General features: G+C 48.0%; 15 protein-coding genes, 1 tRNA gene and 1 pseudogene. 13 read left to right on the top strand and 4 right to left on the bottom strand.

The features are described from left to right. The first annotated feature begins 27 nt into the window (after window positions 1–27). From DXB18_RS14550 to DXB18_RS14495, 12 genes and pseudogenes are all read left to right on the top strand, one after another. Window positions 28–912 (top strand): ABC transporter permease, encoded by an 885-nt coding sequence (locus DXB18_RS14550; RefSeq protein ID WP_118708625.1) that lies wholly within the window; start codon window positions 28–30, stop codon window positions 910–912. Next, the gene (locus DXB18_RS14545; protein WP_118540849.1) at window positions 905–1678 is read left to right on the top strand and encodes an ATP-binding cassette domain-containing protein; all 774 of its coding nucleotides are present in this window, start codon (window positions 905–907) and stop codon (window positions 1676–1678) included. Before DXB18_RS14550 ends, DXB18_RS14545 begins: the two co-directional genes overlap by 8 nt. A gap of 238 nt (window positions 1679–1916) precedes the next feature. Beyond that, window positions 1917–2939 (top strand): annotated as a pseudogene (locus tag DXB18_RS14540) (HAMP domain-containing sensor histidine kinase); the annotation flags it as partial. After that, a complete protein-coding gene (locus DXB18_RS14535) occupies window positions 2914–3606 on the top strand; it encodes a response regulator transcription factor (RefSeq protein WP_118540845.1) in 693 nt (230 codons plus the stop codon). The pseudogene DXB18_RS14540 and the gene DXB18_RS14535, both read left to right, overlap by 26 nt. Before the next feature lie 30 nt (window positions 3607–3636). Next, window positions 3637–4569: a L,D-transpeptidase family protein gene (locus DXB18_RS14530; RefSeq protein WP_118708623.1), complete on the top strand. Its 933-nt coding sequence runs from the start codon at window positions 3637–3639 to the stop codon at window positions 4567–4569. A 237-nt stretch (window positions 4570–4806) separates the two neighbouring features. Beyond that, complete coding sequence (locus tag DXB18_RS14525; RefSeq protein ID WP_118708621.1) at window positions 4807–6498, top strand: DEAD/DEAH box helicase; 1692 nt, start codon at window positions 4807–4809, stop codon at window positions 6496–6498. A 179-nt stretch (window positions 6499–6677) separates the two neighbouring features. Continuing rightward, the gene (gene proC / locus DXB18_RS14520; protein WP_118708619.1) at window positions 6678–7475 is read left to right on the top strand and encodes a pyrroline-5-carboxylate reductase; all 798 of its coding nucleotides are present in this window, start codon (window positions 6678–6680) and stop codon (window positions 7473–7475) included. A gap of 164 nt (window positions 7476–7639) precedes the next feature. After that, window positions 7640–8233, top strand: coding sequence for an NUDIX hydrolase (locus tag DXB18_RS14515; RefSeq protein ID WP_243103523.1), 594 nt, complete (start codon window positions 7640–7642; stop codon window positions 8231–8233). Between the two features lie 289 nt (window positions 8234–8522). Next, window positions 8523–8894, top strand: a complete 372-nt coding sequence (locus DXB18_RS14510) for a hypothetical protein (RefSeq protein WP_147355252.1) — start codon at window positions 8523–8525, stop codon at window positions 8892–8894. A gap of 215 nt (window positions 8895–9109) precedes the next feature. Beyond that, complete coding sequence (xerA, locus tag DXB18_RS14505; RefSeq protein WP_118708613.1) at window positions 9110–9961, top strand: site-specific tyrosine recombinase/integron integrase; 852 nt, start codon at window positions 9110–9112, stop codon at window positions 9959–9961. 113 nt (window positions 9962–10074) lie between these two features. After that, window positions 10075–12126 (top strand): DNA topoisomerase, encoded by a 2052-nt coding sequence (locus DXB18_RS14500; RefSeq protein ID WP_118708611.1) that lies wholly within the window; start codon window positions 10075–10077, stop codon window positions 12124–12126. A 110-nt stretch (window positions 12127–12236) separates the two neighbouring features. After that, the gene (locus tag DXB18_RS14495; RefSeq protein ID WP_118708609.1) at window positions 12237–12908 is read left to right on the top strand and encodes a UDP-N-acetylglucosamine pyrophosphorylase; all 672 of its coding nucleotides are present in this window, start codon (window positions 12237–12239) and stop codon (window positions 12906–12908) included. 81 nt (window positions 12909–12989) lie between these two features. Here the strand turns inward: DXB18_RS14495 and upp are convergent, their stop codons facing one another. The 4 genes from upp to DXB18_RS14470 all read right to left on the bottom strand — a co-directional run bounded on the left by upp (window position 12990) and on the right by DXB18_RS14470 (window position 16184). Then, entirely contained in the window at window positions 12990–13619 is a 630-nt protein-coding gene (gene upp / locus DXB18_RS14490) for a uracil phosphoribosyltransferase (protein ID WP_118540825.1), read from the bottom strand. Window positions 13620–13642: 23 nt separating this feature from the next. Continuing rightward, entirely contained in the window at window positions 13643–14512 is an 870-nt protein-coding gene (locus DXB18_RS14485) for a hypothetical protein (RefSeq protein WP_118708607.1), read from the bottom strand. Between the two features lie 275 nt (window positions 14513–14787). Further along, window positions 14788–14870 (bottom strand) — tRNA-Leu (locus DXB18_RS14475). Between the two features lie 117 nt (window positions 14871–14987). Next, window positions 14988–16184, bottom strand: a complete 1197-nt coding sequence (locus tag DXB18_RS14470; RefSeq protein ID WP_118540819.1) for an LL-diaminopimelate aminotransferase — start codon at window positions 16182–16184, stop codon at window positions 14988–14990. 319 nt (window positions 16185–16503) lie between these two features. Here DXB18_RS14470 and DXB18_RS14465 point away from each other — a divergent pair, with 319 nt between their 5' ends. Next, window positions 16504–16845, top strand: a complete 342-nt coding sequence (locus DXB18_RS14465) for a zf-HC2 domain-containing protein (protein ID WP_118708603.1) — start codon at window positions 16504–16506, stop codon at window positions 16843–16845. Window positions 16846–16876: the final 31 nt, after the last annotated feature.

Here is a 16876-nt window from a genome sequence, read left to right as displayed (position 1 = left end):
GTGCGTTTAGAAATTCGGAGGAAACACATGTCTATCATCATTGGCGTCATTGAGGAGGGTCTGATCTACGCGATCATGGCACTCGGCTTATACATTACTTATAAAATCCTGGATTTTCCGGATCTGTCTGTGGACGGAACTTTCCCGATGGGAGCGGCTGTCACAGCGATGCTGATCCTAAAGGGCGTGCATCCGGTGCTTACACTTTTGATCAGCTTTGCGGCAGGACTCTTAGCCGGATGCATCACCGGCCTGATCCATGTAAAGCTGAAGGTGCGGGATCTTCTCTCAGGCATCATTATGATGACGGCACTGTATTCCATCAACTTAAGGATCGCGGGAAAGGCAAACCTGCCGATCTTCAGCAAGGAAACGATTTTTGAAAATGCATTTCTGGAAGCGGTTGTTCCGAAAGCCCTGGATCCGTATCTGGTCTGCATTATCCTGTTTGTGATCATTCTGGTCTGCAAGGTTTTACTGGATCTGTTTTTAAAAACCCGCGCCGGGTATCTGCTCCGGGCGGTCGGCGATAATGAGGTGCTGGTTACTTCTCTTGCGAAAGATAAGGGAATGGTCAAGATTCTTGGCCTGGCCCTTGCAAATGGCTTTGTTGCCCTGGCTGGTTGTGTATACTGCCAGCAGAAAGGCTTTTTTGAGGTCAGCACCGGTACCGGAACCATGGTCATCGGCCTGGCGAGTGTGATCATCGGTACGAAGCTGCTGAAGCGCTTCCGCAGCGTGCAAGCAACGACGGCAGTTATTTTCGGTTCTATCGTGTACAAAGCCTGCGTATCCCTGGCAATCGCCCTGGGCATGGCAGCGTCGGATTTAAAGTTGATCACGGCAGTTCTGTTTTTGATCATTCTGGTTGCGAGCAACCGGAAAGAAAGGAAGGTAAAGGCACATGCTTGAGTTAAGCCATATCCACAAATACTATAACGCGGGCACGGTCAACGAGATGTGCCTTTTCCATGATTTTTCCCTCTCCATCGAGGATGGACAGTTTGTGTCGGTGGTGGGTTCCAATGGATCCGGCAAGACTTCCATGCTGAACCTGATCTGCGGCAGCATCCCATTGGATGATGGTCAGATCAGGATCGGCGGTCAGGACATCACCAATATGCCGGAGTTTAAGCGGCAGAGACGGATCGGCCGTGTGTACCAGAACCCGGCAATGGGAACCTGCCCGTCCATGACGATCCTGGAAAATATGGCACTGGCTGACAACAAGGGAAAACCGTTTAACTTACGCCCTGGCACGAACCGCCAGCGCATTGAATTTTACCGGGAACAGCTCCACATGCTGGGACTTGGCCTGGAAGATAAGATGGATGTGAAGGTCGGAGTGCTTTCCGGCGGCCAGCGTCAGGCTATGGCACTTTTAATGTCCACCATGACACCGATCGAGTTTCTGATTTTGGATGAGCACACGGCAGCGCTGGATCCGAAAACCGCAGACATCATTATGGAACTGACAGACAAGGTCGTAAAAGAAAAGCATCTGACAACCATCATGGTCACCCACAACCTGCGCTATGCGGTTGAGTACGGCAACCGCCTGCTGATGATGCATCAGGGCCATGTGATCATCGACAAGGCAGGAGAAGAAAAGAAACAGATTCAGATCGATCACATTCTGGAGAAGTTTAACGAGATCAGCATTGAATGCGGAAACTAACTGGATGTGTTGTGGAAGCTGCAATGTTGCGGTCCATGCGTTGCGTAAACGATCATAAATAATTGTTGGAAAATTTAGAATAGTTTTATAAACGGAATACACCTCTTTATGGTATACTGATACCAGTAGAAAGAGGTGTATTTTTATGAAATTAAAAACGCGTCTTGCCATTGCATTTGTCACGTTCAGTGTACTGCCTATTTTGTTTGTGGGGCTGATGCTGTCTGTGGGACGTCTGTTCATGGTTTACCGGATGGATCAGTTTGGTCCGGAGGTCAAGAGTATGATCGCCCAGCTTATGATCACAGCGGTACTCATGCTGATGTTTATCTGCGGTTCCCTGACAATCTGGGTTTACCGTTCTGTCCTGCGTCCGTTAAGTAAATTGCAGGAAGCGACCCGGAAAATCCGGGACGGCAATCTGGACTTTACCCTGGATATCGAGGAAGATGATGAAATTGGCGAGCTTTGCCAGGATTTTGAGGAGATGCGCATCCGGTTAAAGGAGAGTGCCGAGCAGAAAATCCAGTATGACAATGAAAATAAAGAGCTGATCAGTAACATTTCCCATGATCTGAAGACGCCGATCACGGCGATCAAGGGGTACGTGGAAGGCATTTTAGATGGTGTGGCATCGTCACCGGAAAAGCTGGACAAATACATCCGGACCATCTACAACAAGGCCAATGATATGGACCGTTTGATCGATGAGCTGACCTTTTATTCCAAGATCGATACCAATAAGATCCCGTACACCTTTTCCCGGATCAATGTAAATGGCTATTTTCGTGACTGCGCGGAAGAAGTCGGGCTGGATATGGAATCCCGGGGGATTGAGCTGGGATATTTCAACTATGTAAATGAAGACGTAGAGGTGATCGCGGATGCGGAGCAGATGAAGCGCGTCATCAATAACATCATCAGCAATTCGGTGAAATATTTAGATAAACCAAAGGGAATCATCAATATCCGCATCAAGGATGTGGGTGATTTTATCCAGGTTGAAATCGAAGATAATGGTAAGGGGATTGCGGCAAAGGATCTGCCGTATATTTTCGACCGGTTTTACCGCACGGATTCATCCCGGAATTCGTCCAAGGGTGGAAGCGGGATCGGACTTTCCATTGTCAAAAAGATCATTGAAGATCATGGCGGCCGCATCTGGGCGACCAGCAAAGAAGGAATCGGCACAGAGATGCATTTTGTGCTGAGAAAATATCAGGAGGTAATACAGAATGAGCAGCAGAATTCTGATCATTGAAGATGAAACCAGCATCGCAGAACTTGAGAAGGACTATCTGGAGTTAAGCGGATTTGAAGTAGAACTGGAGGAGCAGGGAGATGTAGGACTGGAGCGTGCCTTAAACGAAGATTTTGATCTTCTGATCCTGGATCTGATGCTTCCGGGCATGGACGGATTTGAAATCTGCAGACGGTTCCGCCAGGTGAAAAATACGCCGATCATCATGATCTCCGCAAAAAAAGACGACATCGACAAGATCCGTGGACTTGGACTTGGAGCCGATGATTACATGACCAAGCCATTTAGCCCGAGTGAGATGGTAGCGCGTGTAAAGGCGCATCTGGCCCGCTATGAGCGCCTGATCGGAAGTGGCAACCCGGGAAATGAGATCATTGAGATCCGTGGATTAAAGATCGATAAGACCGCCCGCAGAGTCTGGGTGAACGGAGAAGAGAAAAACTTTACTACAAAGGAATTTGATCTTTTAACCTTCCTTGCGCAGAATCCAAATCATGTATATACGAAGGAAGAGCTGTTCCGGGAAATCTGGGATATGGATTCCATCGGTGACATTGCTACGGTGACCGTGCACATTAAGAAGATCCGCGAGAAGATTGAGTTCAATACCGCAAAGCCGCAGTACATTGAGACGATCTGGGGCGTCGGGTATCGGTTTAAAGTATAAGGCACATAAAGTACAGATGGAGGAAGAAACATGGGAATCCATGCAGGAATTTATATGGCTGCAGCCCTTTTGTCTGCGCCGGTTTTAACGGCAGGAAGTGGAGCAAACGCAGCAACAGGCACTATGCAGACTTCGGAAATGGCAGAACAGACTGATCATGAAGCAACGAAATCCGTGCAGGTAAGTTTTGACGCACCGGGCGGAAAAGAAAGCGGGGAGGCAGGAAATCAGATGGAAAATGAGACAGGTAGAAAAGCAGTGACCGTAGAAGCTTCTGTTTCTGTGGGTGCGCAGGCAGCAGCTTCTGTCATGGCAGGAACAGCGGATGTATCCCGCTTCGTACTCCCGGAAGAAGCCCGGGTACTGGTCGTCGTGGAAGGAACCGGTGCTTCCAATTGCGATGTCTACGCATTTGAGCGGAGCAGCACAGCTGCGAACTGGGAAAAACGGGTGGAGACCACCGGTCATCTTGGCATGAACGGAATGAGCAATCACCGCCAGTCCGGCGATAAAACCACGCCGATCGGTGTGTTCAAAATGAACACGCCGTTTGGCCAGGCAAAGACGGAAGCAGGCTTTCCGTCCGACTACATTCAGGTGGACCCCTCCTATGTATGGGAAGATGATTCCAACCGTCTGGTAAAAGGAAGTACGAGAGAGGGCGAACAGGTCGGAACCTCCGGTTATGCCGGATATTATGATTATGTCATTGACGCAGGCTTTAATCCAAATGGAATCAAAAACCAGGGTTCCGCTTTGTTTTTACATTGCTCCGGAGAATTTAAGGATTCCACCTCCGGCTGTGTGGCCATTGACCGGGAGCAGATGAAGCAGATCATGCAGCTTTATGGAAAGTACGGCAGTGGGGCATCGTTCATTGCACAGGCACCGAAAGGAACGTTTGGGCAGATTTATAATACATACGGAGTGAATCAGGGACTTTCGCCGGACGGAAACTTCTAGATTAGACTTCCAGATTGCACGCGAAAAGAAAATTGACATTCCAATTTCCGTATGTTAGAATACAAAATTGTGCTGAAGAAGATTCAGAAACCATCCTGAATCTTCTTTTTTTATGGAAATCGTATGCAAAAATCTGTCGGAGGCAGGTGGTTGCATGCCTGAGAACGCAGGATTCTCCCACAGGAATTGACCTGCGTGTTCCCCTGAAAACAGATTAGAATAGAATGAGGAAAATGAATGGAAACAGTAAAATTTGAAGAGTTACAGTTAGACGACCGCATCCTGCGTGCAGTGACCGATATGGGATTTGAGGAGACTTCCCCGATTCAGGCAAAAGCCATCCCGGTAGAGATGGAAGGCCACGATATCATCGGACAGGCACAGACAGGAACCGGTAAGACAGCTGCGTTTGGTATTCCGCTTCTGCAGAAGATCGACCCGAAAAAGAAAAAACTGCAGGCGATCGCCCTTTGCCCGACCCGTGAGCTTGCCATCCAGGTGGCAGATGAGATCCGTAATCTTGCAAAATACATGCATGGAATCAAGATTCTTCCAATTTATGGAGGACAGGATATCGTGCGTCAGATCCGCGGTTTAAAGGACGGTACCCAGATCATCATCGGTACTCCGGGCCGTGTGATGGACCATATGCGCCGCAAGACCGTGAAATTTGACCAGGTACATACCGTTGTTCTGGATGAGGCAGATGAGATGCTGAACATGGGCTTCTTAGAGGACATGGAGACCATCTTAAGCCAGCTTCCGGAGGAGCGCCAGACGGTCATGTTTTCCGCTACCATGCCGGCAGCCATCCAGAAGATCGCGGAGAATTTCCAGAAGGATCCGCAGATCGTCAAGGTGGTAAAGAAGGAGCTTACCGTGCCGAAGGTAACCCAGTATTATTATGAAGTAAAACCGAAGACCAAAGTTGAGGTTATGTGCCGTCTGCTCGATATGTACGCTCCGAAGCTTTCCGTAGCATTCTGCAATACGAAGAAGCAGGTCGATGAGCTGGTGACTGAGCTGCAGGGACGTGGTTATTTTGCAGAGGGACTGCATGGAGACTTAAAGCAGGTACAGCGTGACCGTGTTATGAACAGTTTCCGCAACGGACGCACCGAGATCCTGGTTGCAACCGATGTGGCTGCCCGCGGTATCGATGTCGATGATGTTGAGGCGGTATTCAACTACGATATCCCGCAGGATGACGAGTACTATGTACATCGTATCGGACGTACCGGACGTGCAGGCCGTGAGGGTATCGCGTTTAACTTTGTGGTAGGCCGCGAGGTGTATAAGCTGCGCGATATCCAGCGTTACTGCAAGACCAAGATCATTCCGCAGGCAATCCCGTCTCTGGATGATATCACCGAGATCAAGGCAGAAAAGATCCTGGATCAGGCAAAGGAAGTCCTGACCGATATGGATTTAAGCCGTATTTCCCATATTCTGGAGAAAAAGCTGCTGGAGGAGGATTACACCTCGTTAGAGCTGGCTGCAGCACTGCTGCGTATGAACATGGGCGAAGAAAATGAGGATATCATTTTCGATAACCGTCCGGCAAGATCCTTAGATGATCTGGATTCCAGACGTGACCGCGGTGACCGTGGAAACGGACGCGGCAGAAGAGATGGTAAGGGCAAAGATGGAAGAAACAGCCGTGGCGGCAGAGGAAAGAATCAGGATGCCGATATGGCCCGTCTGTTTATCAACATTGGTAAGGATCAGAAAGTAAAACCGGGCGACATTCTGGGTGCCATTGCAGGCGAATCCGGTATTTCCGGACGTCTGGTAGGCAGCATCGATATGTATGATAAGTACACCTTTGTGGAAGTTCCGCAGGACTGCGCAGAGGAAGTGTTGGAGTGCATGAAGAATGCCCGCATCAAAGGAAAATCCATTCACATGGAACCGGCAAACGGCAGATAAAATTTCTGATATGGAATATAGAAACCGGATATTGGCAAAGGCGCGTATGGAAAGTACGCGCCTTTTGTGGTAAAATATAACGAGCGCAAGAGAGCCAGGAACGTGCTTGCACGGTCATGGCGAACGGCGAGGCAAGCGAGTGACGCAAGTCACGAGAACGACAGACAGGAGGAACGGACATGAAGCAGTTTGGATTTATCGGTATGGGCAACATGGGATACGCAATCTTAAAGGGACTTTTAAAGACAGTAGAGCCGGATCAACTTATCTTTTCCGTGCGGAACAAAGAGCATATGGAGCGTGTGTCTGCAGAAACGGGAGTTTCTTATGCAAAGGATAACGTAAGCTGCGCGAAAGAAAGTACCTGTCTGATCCTGGCGGTAAAACCGCAGCAGTTCGATCCTGTGATCGGCGAAATCCGCGATGTAGTCACTGAAAACCAGATCATCATTTCGATCGCACCGGGCATTTCTATTGCAAATCTCCAGGAGCGGTTTGGAAAAGCCTGCCGGATCGTTCGTGCCATGCCGAATACTCCGGCGTTGGTCGGGGAAGGCATGACGGGAGTCTGCTATGATAAAGCATTGTTTTCTGAAAAAGAGCAGCAGATGATTGAGACCCTGTTTACCTCTTTTGGGCGCATGACGGTTGTGGATGAAAAACTGATGGATGCTGTAGTCTGCGCCAGTGGCAGTTCTCCGGCTTATGTATACATGTTCATCGAGGCGCTGGCAGACAGTGCCGTAAAGTATGGGATCCCGCGTGCTGACGCATATAAGCTGGTGGCGCAGACGGTGCTTGGCAGTGCAAAAATGGTTTTGGAGACCGGAGAACATCCGGGACTTTTGAAAGACAAGGTATGCTCACCGGGCGGAACGACCATTGCGGGTGTGGCAGCGCTGGAAGAATATGGTCTTCGAAATGCCCTGATGAAGGCAACGGATGCCTGCTATGCAAAGTGCAAGGGAATCCAGTAACCTGGAAGATCGGTGCAGATCGTGACACGGAACATAGAAAGATGACAGGAACCTGCTGAAAAATGGCATGGAAATGCTGAAAACAAAACTAGAAAAGAAAACAGGAAACAGAATCAGAAAAGACAATCAGATAACGAGAAGGAACGGAGGAAATCAGTATGAGCATGGATGAAAATAAGAGTCAGAATGCAGGACAGTCAAAAAATCAGGGAAAGATCGAATCAGTTATCCGTAAAGACCGCCAGCTGAAATATACCGGAACGATCTTAAAGATTTATGAGGATACGGTGATCGCGAACGGGCATGAAGCCCATTGGGATTTTATTCATCATGACGGAGCTGCTGCGGTAGTCGCAGTGGCAGATGACGGACAGCTTCTTATGGTTCGTCAGTACCGCAATGCGCTGGATCGGGAAACGCTGGAGATTCCGGCGGGCAAGCTGGATGCTCCGGATGAGCCAAAGATAGAGTGTGCTTACCGGGAACTGGAAGAAGAAACCGGATACCGCTGCGAAAACCTGGAATATCTGATGAGTTTGAATACAACGGTTGCGTTTTGCGATGAAGCAATCGATGTATTTGTAGCGCGAAACCTGATCCCGTCGAAACAGCATCTGGATGAGGATGAGGTGATCAATGTGGAACGCTGGAGTGTGGAAGATCTGCAGGAGCTTATTTATACAGGCAAGATGACGGATGCCAAAACTGTGGCAGCCATTATGGCGTATGCAGCAAAATATGGGAAGCAGGGAAAATAAGAATATTTGTAGCTGGGCACGCATGTGTGAACAGTAACGAATATTTTGTTCCCGTCTATGCATAGGTATAGAAAAAACAACGCAGCCCGGATGTTTCGAAGCAGATGGGCTGCATAGAAAAATGGTGGTGCCGCGGATGCGGACAGATCGTTCTGGAATGATGTTTGCAGCGGCTGTGTTTTTTGGATGGCTGTTTGCTGTACTGTCATGCAATGGATTCTTTTATAAAAATATCATCAATTATGAGATACTATACAGGGGAATTACCGATTACTGGAGGCATGCGTCTATGCGCAACAGGACAGACCGGATTGTTCTGCTCCTGCTGCGTTTTCTGGAGATGACCGCTGTGTTTGCTGTTACCCGATGCCGTCATCGCAAAGCAGGAAGTCTGCTGCTTGCCGCGTTGTTCAGTTTTGCCGGTGGAATGAATTTTGTCATTTTCATCTGGAGCTGCGGATTGGCAGGAGGAATTTTGTTTCTGGTTTCCGGGTTTCCGCAGAATCTGGCATATCTGTTCTGCCTGTTTTTCCTTTTGTTCAGCGGATGGTCAGACCGGCCGGTAAAAAAAGACCGCCTGATCAGTATGACCGTGTTTTTGCTGGCTGTTGGAATCTGGATGGAACTTTATGTGAATCCTCTGCTGGTAAAATATCTGTAGGAGCCAGATGCCATTCCATTTGCAAATTGTTCAAAAAAAATACAAAGATTCGTTTACAACATGTTGAGATGAAAAAAATGCGTTCTCCAACATGTTGTATTTTTATGTTAATCTCATGAAAACAGGCAAAAATGTTGAAAATATGTGTTTGATTTTATAGGAAAATGCGGATATAATGATATTCATCATTTGGGGGAAATTGGGGTTTTAAGAACATGACGACAGAAATTGAGGCTTTTATCCATTATCTTGAGGATGTAAAACAGTCATCCAGAAATACGGTAGTATCTTACCAGAGAGACTTAAGACAGCTTAGGGAATATCTGGAACGGCAGGGAATCGAAGAACCATCCAGGGTGACGAAAACCAGCCTGAATTCCTATATTTCATACTTGCAGCGCAAGGGAAAGGCCACCACGACGATCTCCCGCATCCTTGCATCGACCAAGGCATTTTTCCATTATGAACTCATGGAAGGAAATATTCGCAGAGATCCGGCAGAACTCTTAAAGACACCCAAAATTGAAAAAAAAATTCCGGTGATCCTTTCGGTAGAAGAGGTAAACCGTTTGCTGGAGCAGCCGGAGGGATCGGGCGCAAAAGAAGTACGTGACAAGGCGATGCTGGAGCTTCTTTATGCAACGGGGATCCGGGTTTCTGAACTGATCGGCTTAAAACTCCAGGATGTGAATCTGTCTGTTGGATTCCTCACCTGCCGGGATGAGGAGAAGGAACGTGTGATTCCCTTTGACAGAAAGGTAAATCAGTATCTGCAGGCTTATCTTGACCGGGCAAGACCGGAACTTTTAAAGGGAAATGAGTCTTCCTGGCTTTTTACAAACTGTAGCGGAAAACAGATGTCCAGACAGGGATTTTGGAAAATTATAAAATATTATGGCGATAAGGCCGGTATTCAGGCAGATATCACCCCCCATACGCTGCGCCATTCTTTTGCTGCGCATTTGATCAACAGCGGGGCAGATATCCAGGCGGTGCAGATCATGCTGGGGCATGCTGATCTGGCAACTACACTGGCTTATCAGAATTATATTCAGAAACAGCATTAAGCAATAATCAGTTACGGGCGCCGCGGATTGCGTGCGCCTGTTCTTGTTGCATTGCATATCGAGGAAGCGCCAGTGGCGCGTCTGCTGATTACATAGAAAGGAATCCTGATTTTATGGGAAAATCATTATACATCGCGGAAAAACCAAGTGTAGCCCAGCAGTTTGCGGATGCACTCAAGATTTCTGCGCGACGGTCGGACGGTTATATTGAGTCCGATACTGCGATTGTAACCTGGTGTGTGGGACATCTGGTTACAATGAGCTATCCGGAGGCTTATGACCCGGCGCTGAAACGGTGGAGTCTGCAGACACTGCCATTTTTGCCAAAGGAGTTTAAATATCAGGTGATCGATGGTGTGTCCAAACAGTTTTCAATCGTCAGCCGTCTGTTAAACCGGCCGGATGTGGATACCATTTATATCTGTACGGACTCTGGACGGGAAGGAGAGTACATTTACCGCCTGGTGGATCAGATGGCCGGTGTAAAGGGAAAAACCCGCAAACGCGTCTGGATCGATTCCCAGACAGAAGAGGAAATCCTGCGCGGCATTCGTGAGGCAAAGGATTGGAGCGAGTATGACAATCTGGCGGCTTCGGCGTATCTCCGTGCAAAGGAAGATTATCTGATGGGAATTAATTTTTCCCGCCTGCTGACGTTAAAGTATGGTCCGTCGATCTCTTCCTTTTTAAAGGCAGACCGGACGGTGCTTTCCGTCGGGCGTGTTATGACCTGTGTGCTTGGTATGGTGGTGCGCCGGGAACGGGAAATCCGGGACTTTGTCAAGACTCCATTTTACCGGGTGATCGGGACATTTTTGTCCCAGGATATGAAGTTTGATGCAGAGTGGAGAAGCGTGGATGGTTCCCGCTATTTTCAGTCTCCAAAGCTTTATAAGGAAAACGGATTCAAAAAGAGAGAGGATGCGGAATGCCTGATCGGTCAGTTGAAAGCAAACGATCCTCTTGTTGGCGTGTTAAGTAAAGTAGAGCGGAAGAAGGAGACCAAGAATCCGCCGCTTCTTTATAACCTGGCAGAGCTTCAGAACGACTGCTCCAAAATGTTTAAGATCAGTCCGGATGAGACGTTAAAGGTTGTGCAGGAGCTGTATGAGAAAAAACTGGTGACTTATCCGAGAACCGATGCCCGTGTCCTTTCTACCGCAGTGGCAAAGGAAATCACGAAAAACATCGGAGGACTGCGCAATTTTGAACCGGTAAAAGCCTTTGCCCAGGAAATTCTGGATCAGGGTTCTTATCAGGGAATTGCAAAGACACGTTATGTCAATGATAAACAGATCACAGACCATTATGCGATCGTGCCGACCGGACAGGGGTTTGGCGCTATGCGCAGCCTGTCTCCGTTGTCTCTGAAAATTTATGAAGTCATTGCGCGAAGATTTTTAAGTGTGTTTTATCCGGCGGCTGTTTACCAGAAATACGCGCTGGAGCTGACCTGCGGACAGGAACACTTTTTTACCAGCTTCCGGGTACTTACGGAACCAGGGTATTTGAAAGTGGCTGAGGTGGCAAAGCGGAAGAAGGCAGACGATACCTCTATATCGTCTGGTCAGAGTCCGGAAGGGGAAGGCGATGACAAAGAGGAATCCGAAACCAACAAAAAAGATCTGGAGAATCCGGCATTCATTGCTATGCTGGCATCCTTAAAGAAGGGGATGACACTCCCGGTAGAAGGATTTGCCATCAAGGAGGGAGAAACATCCCCGCCCAAGCGTTATTCTTCCGGATCCATGATTCTGGCGATGGAAAATGCAGGTCAGCTCATCGAAGATGAAGACCTCCGGGCGCAGATTAAGGGAAGCGGTATCGGCACCAGTGCGACCCGTGCGGAAATCCTGAAGAAACTGGTCAATATCAAATATCTGACTCTGAATGGGAAAACCCAGATCATTACCCCTACGCTTCTTGGCGAGCTGGTTTTTGATGTGGTAAGTGCATCCATTCGCCAGTTGTTAAATCCGGAACTGACGGCTAGCTGGGAAAAAGGTCTGACTTATGTGGCAGAAGGCTCGATTACGCCGGATGAATATATGGAAAAACTGGAACGCTTTGTGGCTGGCCGGACATACGGCGTGCTGCGTTTAAATAACCAGTATCAGCTGCGGGAATACTTTGAAGCAGCCGGGCAGAATTACAAAAAGAAGTAAAAAACGGAATTTTCCGTTCAGAAAATTTCTGTCTGCATGCAGGAACAAACAATCATCTTCCCTTACGGGGACAGGTGAAGATATATTAATAAAGAAAAGAGGAAATGATCATGAAAAAAGAAGAAATGAAGATCCGCGATCTGTATAGCCTGGAGAACACAATGGCAAGCGAATTGCTGGAACAGTTCACGTATCCATGGGAAGCTCTGGCGCATATTGGTGATTTTGTAGAACGTCTGGGCGCAACGCTGCCGAAAGAAGAGTATGCAAATCCGGCAGAGGGAATCTGGATCCACAAATCCGCTCACATTGCACCGACTGCAGGAATCATCGCTCCGACTATCATCGGACCGGAGGCAGAAGTACGTCACTGTGCATTTATCCGCGGTAAAGTTATTGTTGGTAAGGGTGCAGTCGTAGGAAACTCTACCGAGCTGAAAAATGTCATCCTGTTTGACGGTGTACAGGTACCGCATTACAATTACGTAGGGGATTCTATTTTAGGATATAAGGCGCATATGGGTGCCGGCTCCATTACCTCCAATGTCCGCTCTGACAAAGCTCTGGTGAAAGTACATGCCGAGGACGGTGACATCGAGACCGGTTTGAAGAAATTTGGTGCAATGATCGGTGACCATGTTGAGATCGGCTGCGGTTCCGTTCTGAATCCTGGAACCGTGATCGGAAAGAACAGCAGCGTTTACCCGCTTTCCAGCGTACGTACTGCAGTTGACGCAGATTCCATCTACAAACAGCAGGGTGAAGTTGCGAAAAGACAGTAAATAACAATATAAGTATATGACAAGGACCGTGTGAGTTGCCGAAAGGCAACTCACACGGCCCTATTAAAGTGAATCAAATGGTTATTTGGTTCCGAAAATCCGGTCTCCGGCATCGCCGAGACCCGGGCAGATGTACGCGTTTTCATTTAAGCAGCGGTCTAAGTGTCCAACATAGATCTGAATATCCGGATGCGCTTCATGCAGGCGTTTTAATCCTTCCGGAGCTGCAATGACCGCCATGAATTTGATGTGTTTTCCTCCGTGCTGTTTGATGAAATCGACAGCAGCAACAGCGGAACCGCCGGTTGCCAGCATCGGGTCAGTGACAACGATCGTTCTCTGGTCGATCGGGGTTGGAAGCTTGCAGTAATATTCGTGAGGCTCGTGGGTTTCCTCGTCGCGGTAAAGACCGATGTGTCCGACTTTCGCGCTTGGAACCAGTGCCAGAATGCCGTTTACCATACCGAGACCGGCGCGGAGAATCGGGACAATTGCCAGTTTCTTTCCGGCAATCATAGGAGTCATGCAGGTTTCAATCGGTGTTTCGACTTCGACCTCTTCAGTAGGAAGATCGCGCAAGGCTTCGTAGCCCATGAGCATGGCAATTTCCTCAATAAGGGCGCGGAATTCGTTGGTTCCGGTGTTTTTATTCCGCAGAATTGAAATTTTGTGCTGGATCAGCGGGTGGGTAAAGATGGTTACGTTTTCCATAAGATAAAATCCTCGTCTTTCTTTTATTTATTTTCCGGGGTGTAAACCGCCAGAATATAATCTCCGATTGCATGGGCAACTGGAAGGGAGACATAGACAGAACCTTCAAACTCGTAACTGAAACATTCCGGGAATGTGCCGCTGTATGGGAAATCTGCATGCTGGAACAGATCGGTATAATAGGCCTGATCCATGGATGCAAGGAATTCTTTTGCGGCAGCTGCTATTTCAGCGTCTGCTTCCGGAAACGTACAGTCATCGGACAGAACGTAGGCAGCCAGAGTAGACGGATCGACCAGCTTGGACAGACCGATATCGGCGCCGGAAGACAGATTTACGGTATTGGTGTAGAATACGGCGGTTGGGTGCATACTGTCCGGACCTGCGCAGTCGCCTTCATAGCGGACCGTGATCCGGTTTTTGGTTGCGGAGAGAATTTTGCAGGTGATCGTTACGGTATCTTTGGTTTCATCGATTTCATAGGCTTTCAGGATGGAAAGCGCATTTTCTTTTAAGTGTGCGTTGATCTCTGCGTTTACCGAGGAGTCAGAAATGACCGGATATTGAATGGAGACATTTCCGTTCTGGTAGGTTTCTGTTTTGACTGACAGGGAAGAAGCTGTGGCCGAACCACCAGCCGAAGTTCCCTGGGACTGACCGGCGGCATGTTCGATTGCCGGTTCAATGGTGATTTCCTGTGCTGTTTGATTTTCACTGCTGTTCTCTTCGGAAGCAGTGGTGGCTGCAGGAGCAGTCTGTACGGTGGATTCTGCCGCCTGACTGCCTGACAGATCGATTTTATCGTGTTTCTTTTTACACCCGGTAGCCAGGCAAGCAGTGGCAAGAGCCAGAAGGGTGATGGTCATGGTGTATTTTAATTTCTTTGGTATCATAAGTCCTCCATTTTAGAAATGGATTCGCAGTCGTTGTGCGAGTCCTGTTTTTGTTTTATAGCAGAATGTACAGCAGACCGGACATTCTTCCATTCATTATAACGCAAAGTGGAGCGGAAATACAGGAGAAAAAAAGAAATAAGAATATTGTAAGAAGACGACAGGAAAATCAGCAGAAGAATTGCTGGCAGGTCTGGATATAAAAAGAAATAAAAAAGAAAGAGCCATGAACAACTGAAAATCAACTGTTCAAAGCTCTTTGCCCCTGCCAAGGATGCCGGCAGCCGGACTCGAACCGGCACGAGGTCGCCCCCGTCAGATTTTGAGTCTGATGCGTCTGCCATTCCGCCACGCCGGCTTACTTACGCAAAAAATATTGTAGCATAAGTGCCGGAGCTTTGCAAGGGATTTTTAAAAATTTGTTGTTATTGGATATACAATTTAAATAAATAGCAATGGTTTCGCAGCTTTCCGATTAAAATAAATGTTCGAAACGTTTCATGGCTTCGATGGTGTTTTCATGATTGTTGAATGAAGTGAGGCGGAAGTAATGTTTGCCGTTTTCGCCAAAGCCTGCACCCGGGGTTCCGACTACCTGTGCATTTTCCAATAAGTAGTCAAAGAACTGCCAGGATTCCATACCATCCGGGCATTCAAACCAGATGTATGGGGAATGGATACCGCCAAAGAAACGGATATTTTTACGCTTTAAGGTATCTGCGATAATGAGTGCATTTTCCTGGTAATAGGCGATGTTTTCGCGGCACTGTGCCATGCCTTCTTCCGTGAAGACGGCAGCGGCGCCTTTCTGGATGATATAGGAGGTACCGTTAAATTTTGTGGACTGTCTGCGGTTCCACATAGCATGCAGGGACATCTCTTTTCCATTGGAAGCCGGGAAGACCAGTTCTCTCGGGACTACGGTGTAGCCGCAGCGGGTTCCGGTAAAGCCTGCAGTCTTGGACAGGGAGCAGAACTCAATCGCGCATTTTTTTGCACCTTCGATCGCATAGATGCTGCGTGGCAGCTCTGGGTCGGAGATGAATGCCTCGTATGCAGAGTCAAAGAGGATGACAGCGTTGTTAGCCAGGGCATAATCTACCCATTTCTTTAACTGTTCCTTATTGTATACAGCGCCGGTTGGGTTATTCGGGGAGCAGAGGTAGATGATATCTGCATGGACAGCCGGATCTGGCATTGGGAGAAAGTTGTTTTCTGCATTGCCGGATAAATAGGTAACTTTTTTTCCGTTCATGATGTTGGAATCCACGTAAACCGGGTAGACCGGATCCGGAATCAGAATCACGTTGTCGTTGTCAAACAATTCGGAAATGTTTCCGGTATCACTCTTGGCACCATCGGAAATGAAGATGTCAGCGGCATCGACAGAAACACCGTTACGGGCATAGTAAGCAGAAATCGCATCGCGCAGAAATTCGTAGCCCTGCTCCGGACCATAGCCTTTAAAGGTTTTGGCGGAAGCCATGGCATCGACTCCTTCATGAAGCCCTTTGATGGCAAGACTTCCAAGCGGAAGCGTAACATCGCCGATACCAAGGCGGATGATCTTTTTGTCTGGATGTGCTGCCTCGTAAGCAGCGACACGGTGAGCGATTTCCGCGAAGAGATAGCTTTCTTTTAAGTCCTGATAATGTTCATTTAATTTAGGCATGTGGGAACCTTCCTTTCGTATGACCGGCTGTATGTGGGGCATGCTCCTGCACGGCAATACGAAATTAGCAGCGGCAAACCGGTCTTCATAATGAAAGTAATTTTAACAAAGAATAAAAATCAAGTCAATCGGACGGAAAATAAATAGAGGAAGAAATTGAAAAATTAAGCGGAGTATTGTATGATGGTATGTATTCACAGGAACGAAAGTGAAGAAAATATGGTGGAATGCGGAAACAATGCATGAATAGTATGGACTGGCGAAAACGTGCAGAACACCCAAAGGAAGAACAACAAAAACGATGGCAGGAGGTGACAGAATGTATTCATGCAGGGAAGCAGAAAAAATGGTCATGCCTTATATCAACCATCAGCTCGACGAGACGCAGCTGGAGCAGTTTTTGAAGCATGTAAAAAGCTGTCCGGCCTGCCGGGAAGAACTGGAAATCTATTATACGGTTTCCGTAGGCTTAAAGCAGCTGGATGAGGGAACCGGGGTTTACGACATTCCGGGTCTGCTGGAAGAAAGCATGGAGAATGCCTGGCTTACAGTACGTACCGCGCGCTTGAGAAAGGTGATCTGTTATGCGGCGAATACGCTGAATGCAGCTTCTGTCCTGGTCATTTTACTGATGCAGCTTCGAATCTGGATTCAGCACTGAATTCGTTCTATATAAGGGAAAGGAAAAATCC

The organism is Clostridium sp. OM02-18AC (assembly GCF_003481825.1).
GTDB lineage: Bacteria > Bacillota > Clostridia > Lachnospirales > Lachnospiraceae > Brotaphodocola.
Note: the sequence above shows the minus strand (reverse complement) of the source record. Positions and strands in the feature narration are given on the sequence as shown.

What these genes read in the sequence shown, in the direction of transcription:
- DXB18_RS14550 (WP_118708625.1), top strand. Translation starts at nt 28, where the DNA reads ATGTCTATCATCATTGGCGTCATTGAGGAGGGTCTGATCTACGCGATC.
- DXB18_RS14545 (WP_118540849.1), top strand. Translation starts at nt 905, where the DNA reads ATGCTTGAGTTAAGCCATATCCACAAATACTATAACGCGGGCACGGTC.
- DXB18_RS14535 (WP_118540845.1), top strand. Translation starts at nt 2,914, where the DNA reads ATGAGCAGCAGAATTCTGATCATTGAAGATGAAACCAGCATCGCAGAA.
- DXB18_RS14530 (WP_118708623.1), top strand. Translation starts at nt 3,637, where the DNA reads ATGGGAATCCATGCAGGAATTTATATGGCTGCAGCCCTTTTGTCTGCG.
- DXB18_RS14525 (WP_118708621.1), top strand. Translation starts at nt 4,807, where the DNA reads ATGGAAACAGTAAAATTTGAAGAGTTACAGTTAGACGACCGCATCCTG.
- proC (WP_118708619.1), top strand. Translation starts at nt 6,678, where the DNA reads ATGAAGCAGTTTGGATTTATCGGTATGGGCAACATGGGATACGCAATC.
- DXB18_RS14515 (WP_243103523.1), top strand. Translation starts at nt 7,640, where the DNA reads ATGGATGAAAATAAGAGTCAGAATGCAGGACAGTCAAAAAATCAGGGA.
- DXB18_RS14510 (WP_147355252.1), top strand. Translation starts at nt 8,523, where the DNA reads ATGCGCAACAGGACAGACCGGATTGTTCTGCTCCTGCTGCGTTTTCTG.
- xerA (WP_118708613.1), top strand. Translation starts at nt 9,110, where the DNA reads ATGACGACAGAAATTGAGGCTTTTATCCATTATCTTGAGGATGTAAAA.
- DXB18_RS14500 (WP_118708611.1), top strand. Translation starts at nt 10,075, where the DNA reads ATGGGAAAATCATTATACATCGCGGAAAAACCAAGTGTAGCCCAGCAG.
- DXB18_RS14495 (WP_118708609.1), top strand. Translation starts at nt 12,237, where the DNA reads ATGAAAAAAGAAGAAATGAAGATCCGCGATCTGTATAGCCTGGAGAAC.
- upp (WP_118540825.1), bottom strand. Translation starts at nt 13,619, where the DNA reads ATGGAAAACGTAACCATCTTTACCCACCCGCTGATCCAGCACAAAATT.
- DXB18_RS14485 (WP_118708607.1), bottom strand. Translation starts at nt 14,512, where the DNA reads ATGATACCAAAGAAATTAAAATACACCATGACCATCACCCTTCTGGCT.
- DXB18_RS14470 (WP_118540819.1), bottom strand. Translation starts at nt 16,184, where the DNA reads ATGCCTAAATTAAATGAACATTATCAGGACTTAAAAGAAAGCTATCTC.
- DXB18_RS14465 (WP_118708603.1), top strand. Translation starts at nt 16,504, where the DNA reads ATGTATTCATGCAGGGAAGCAGAAAAAATGGTCATGCCTTATATCAAC.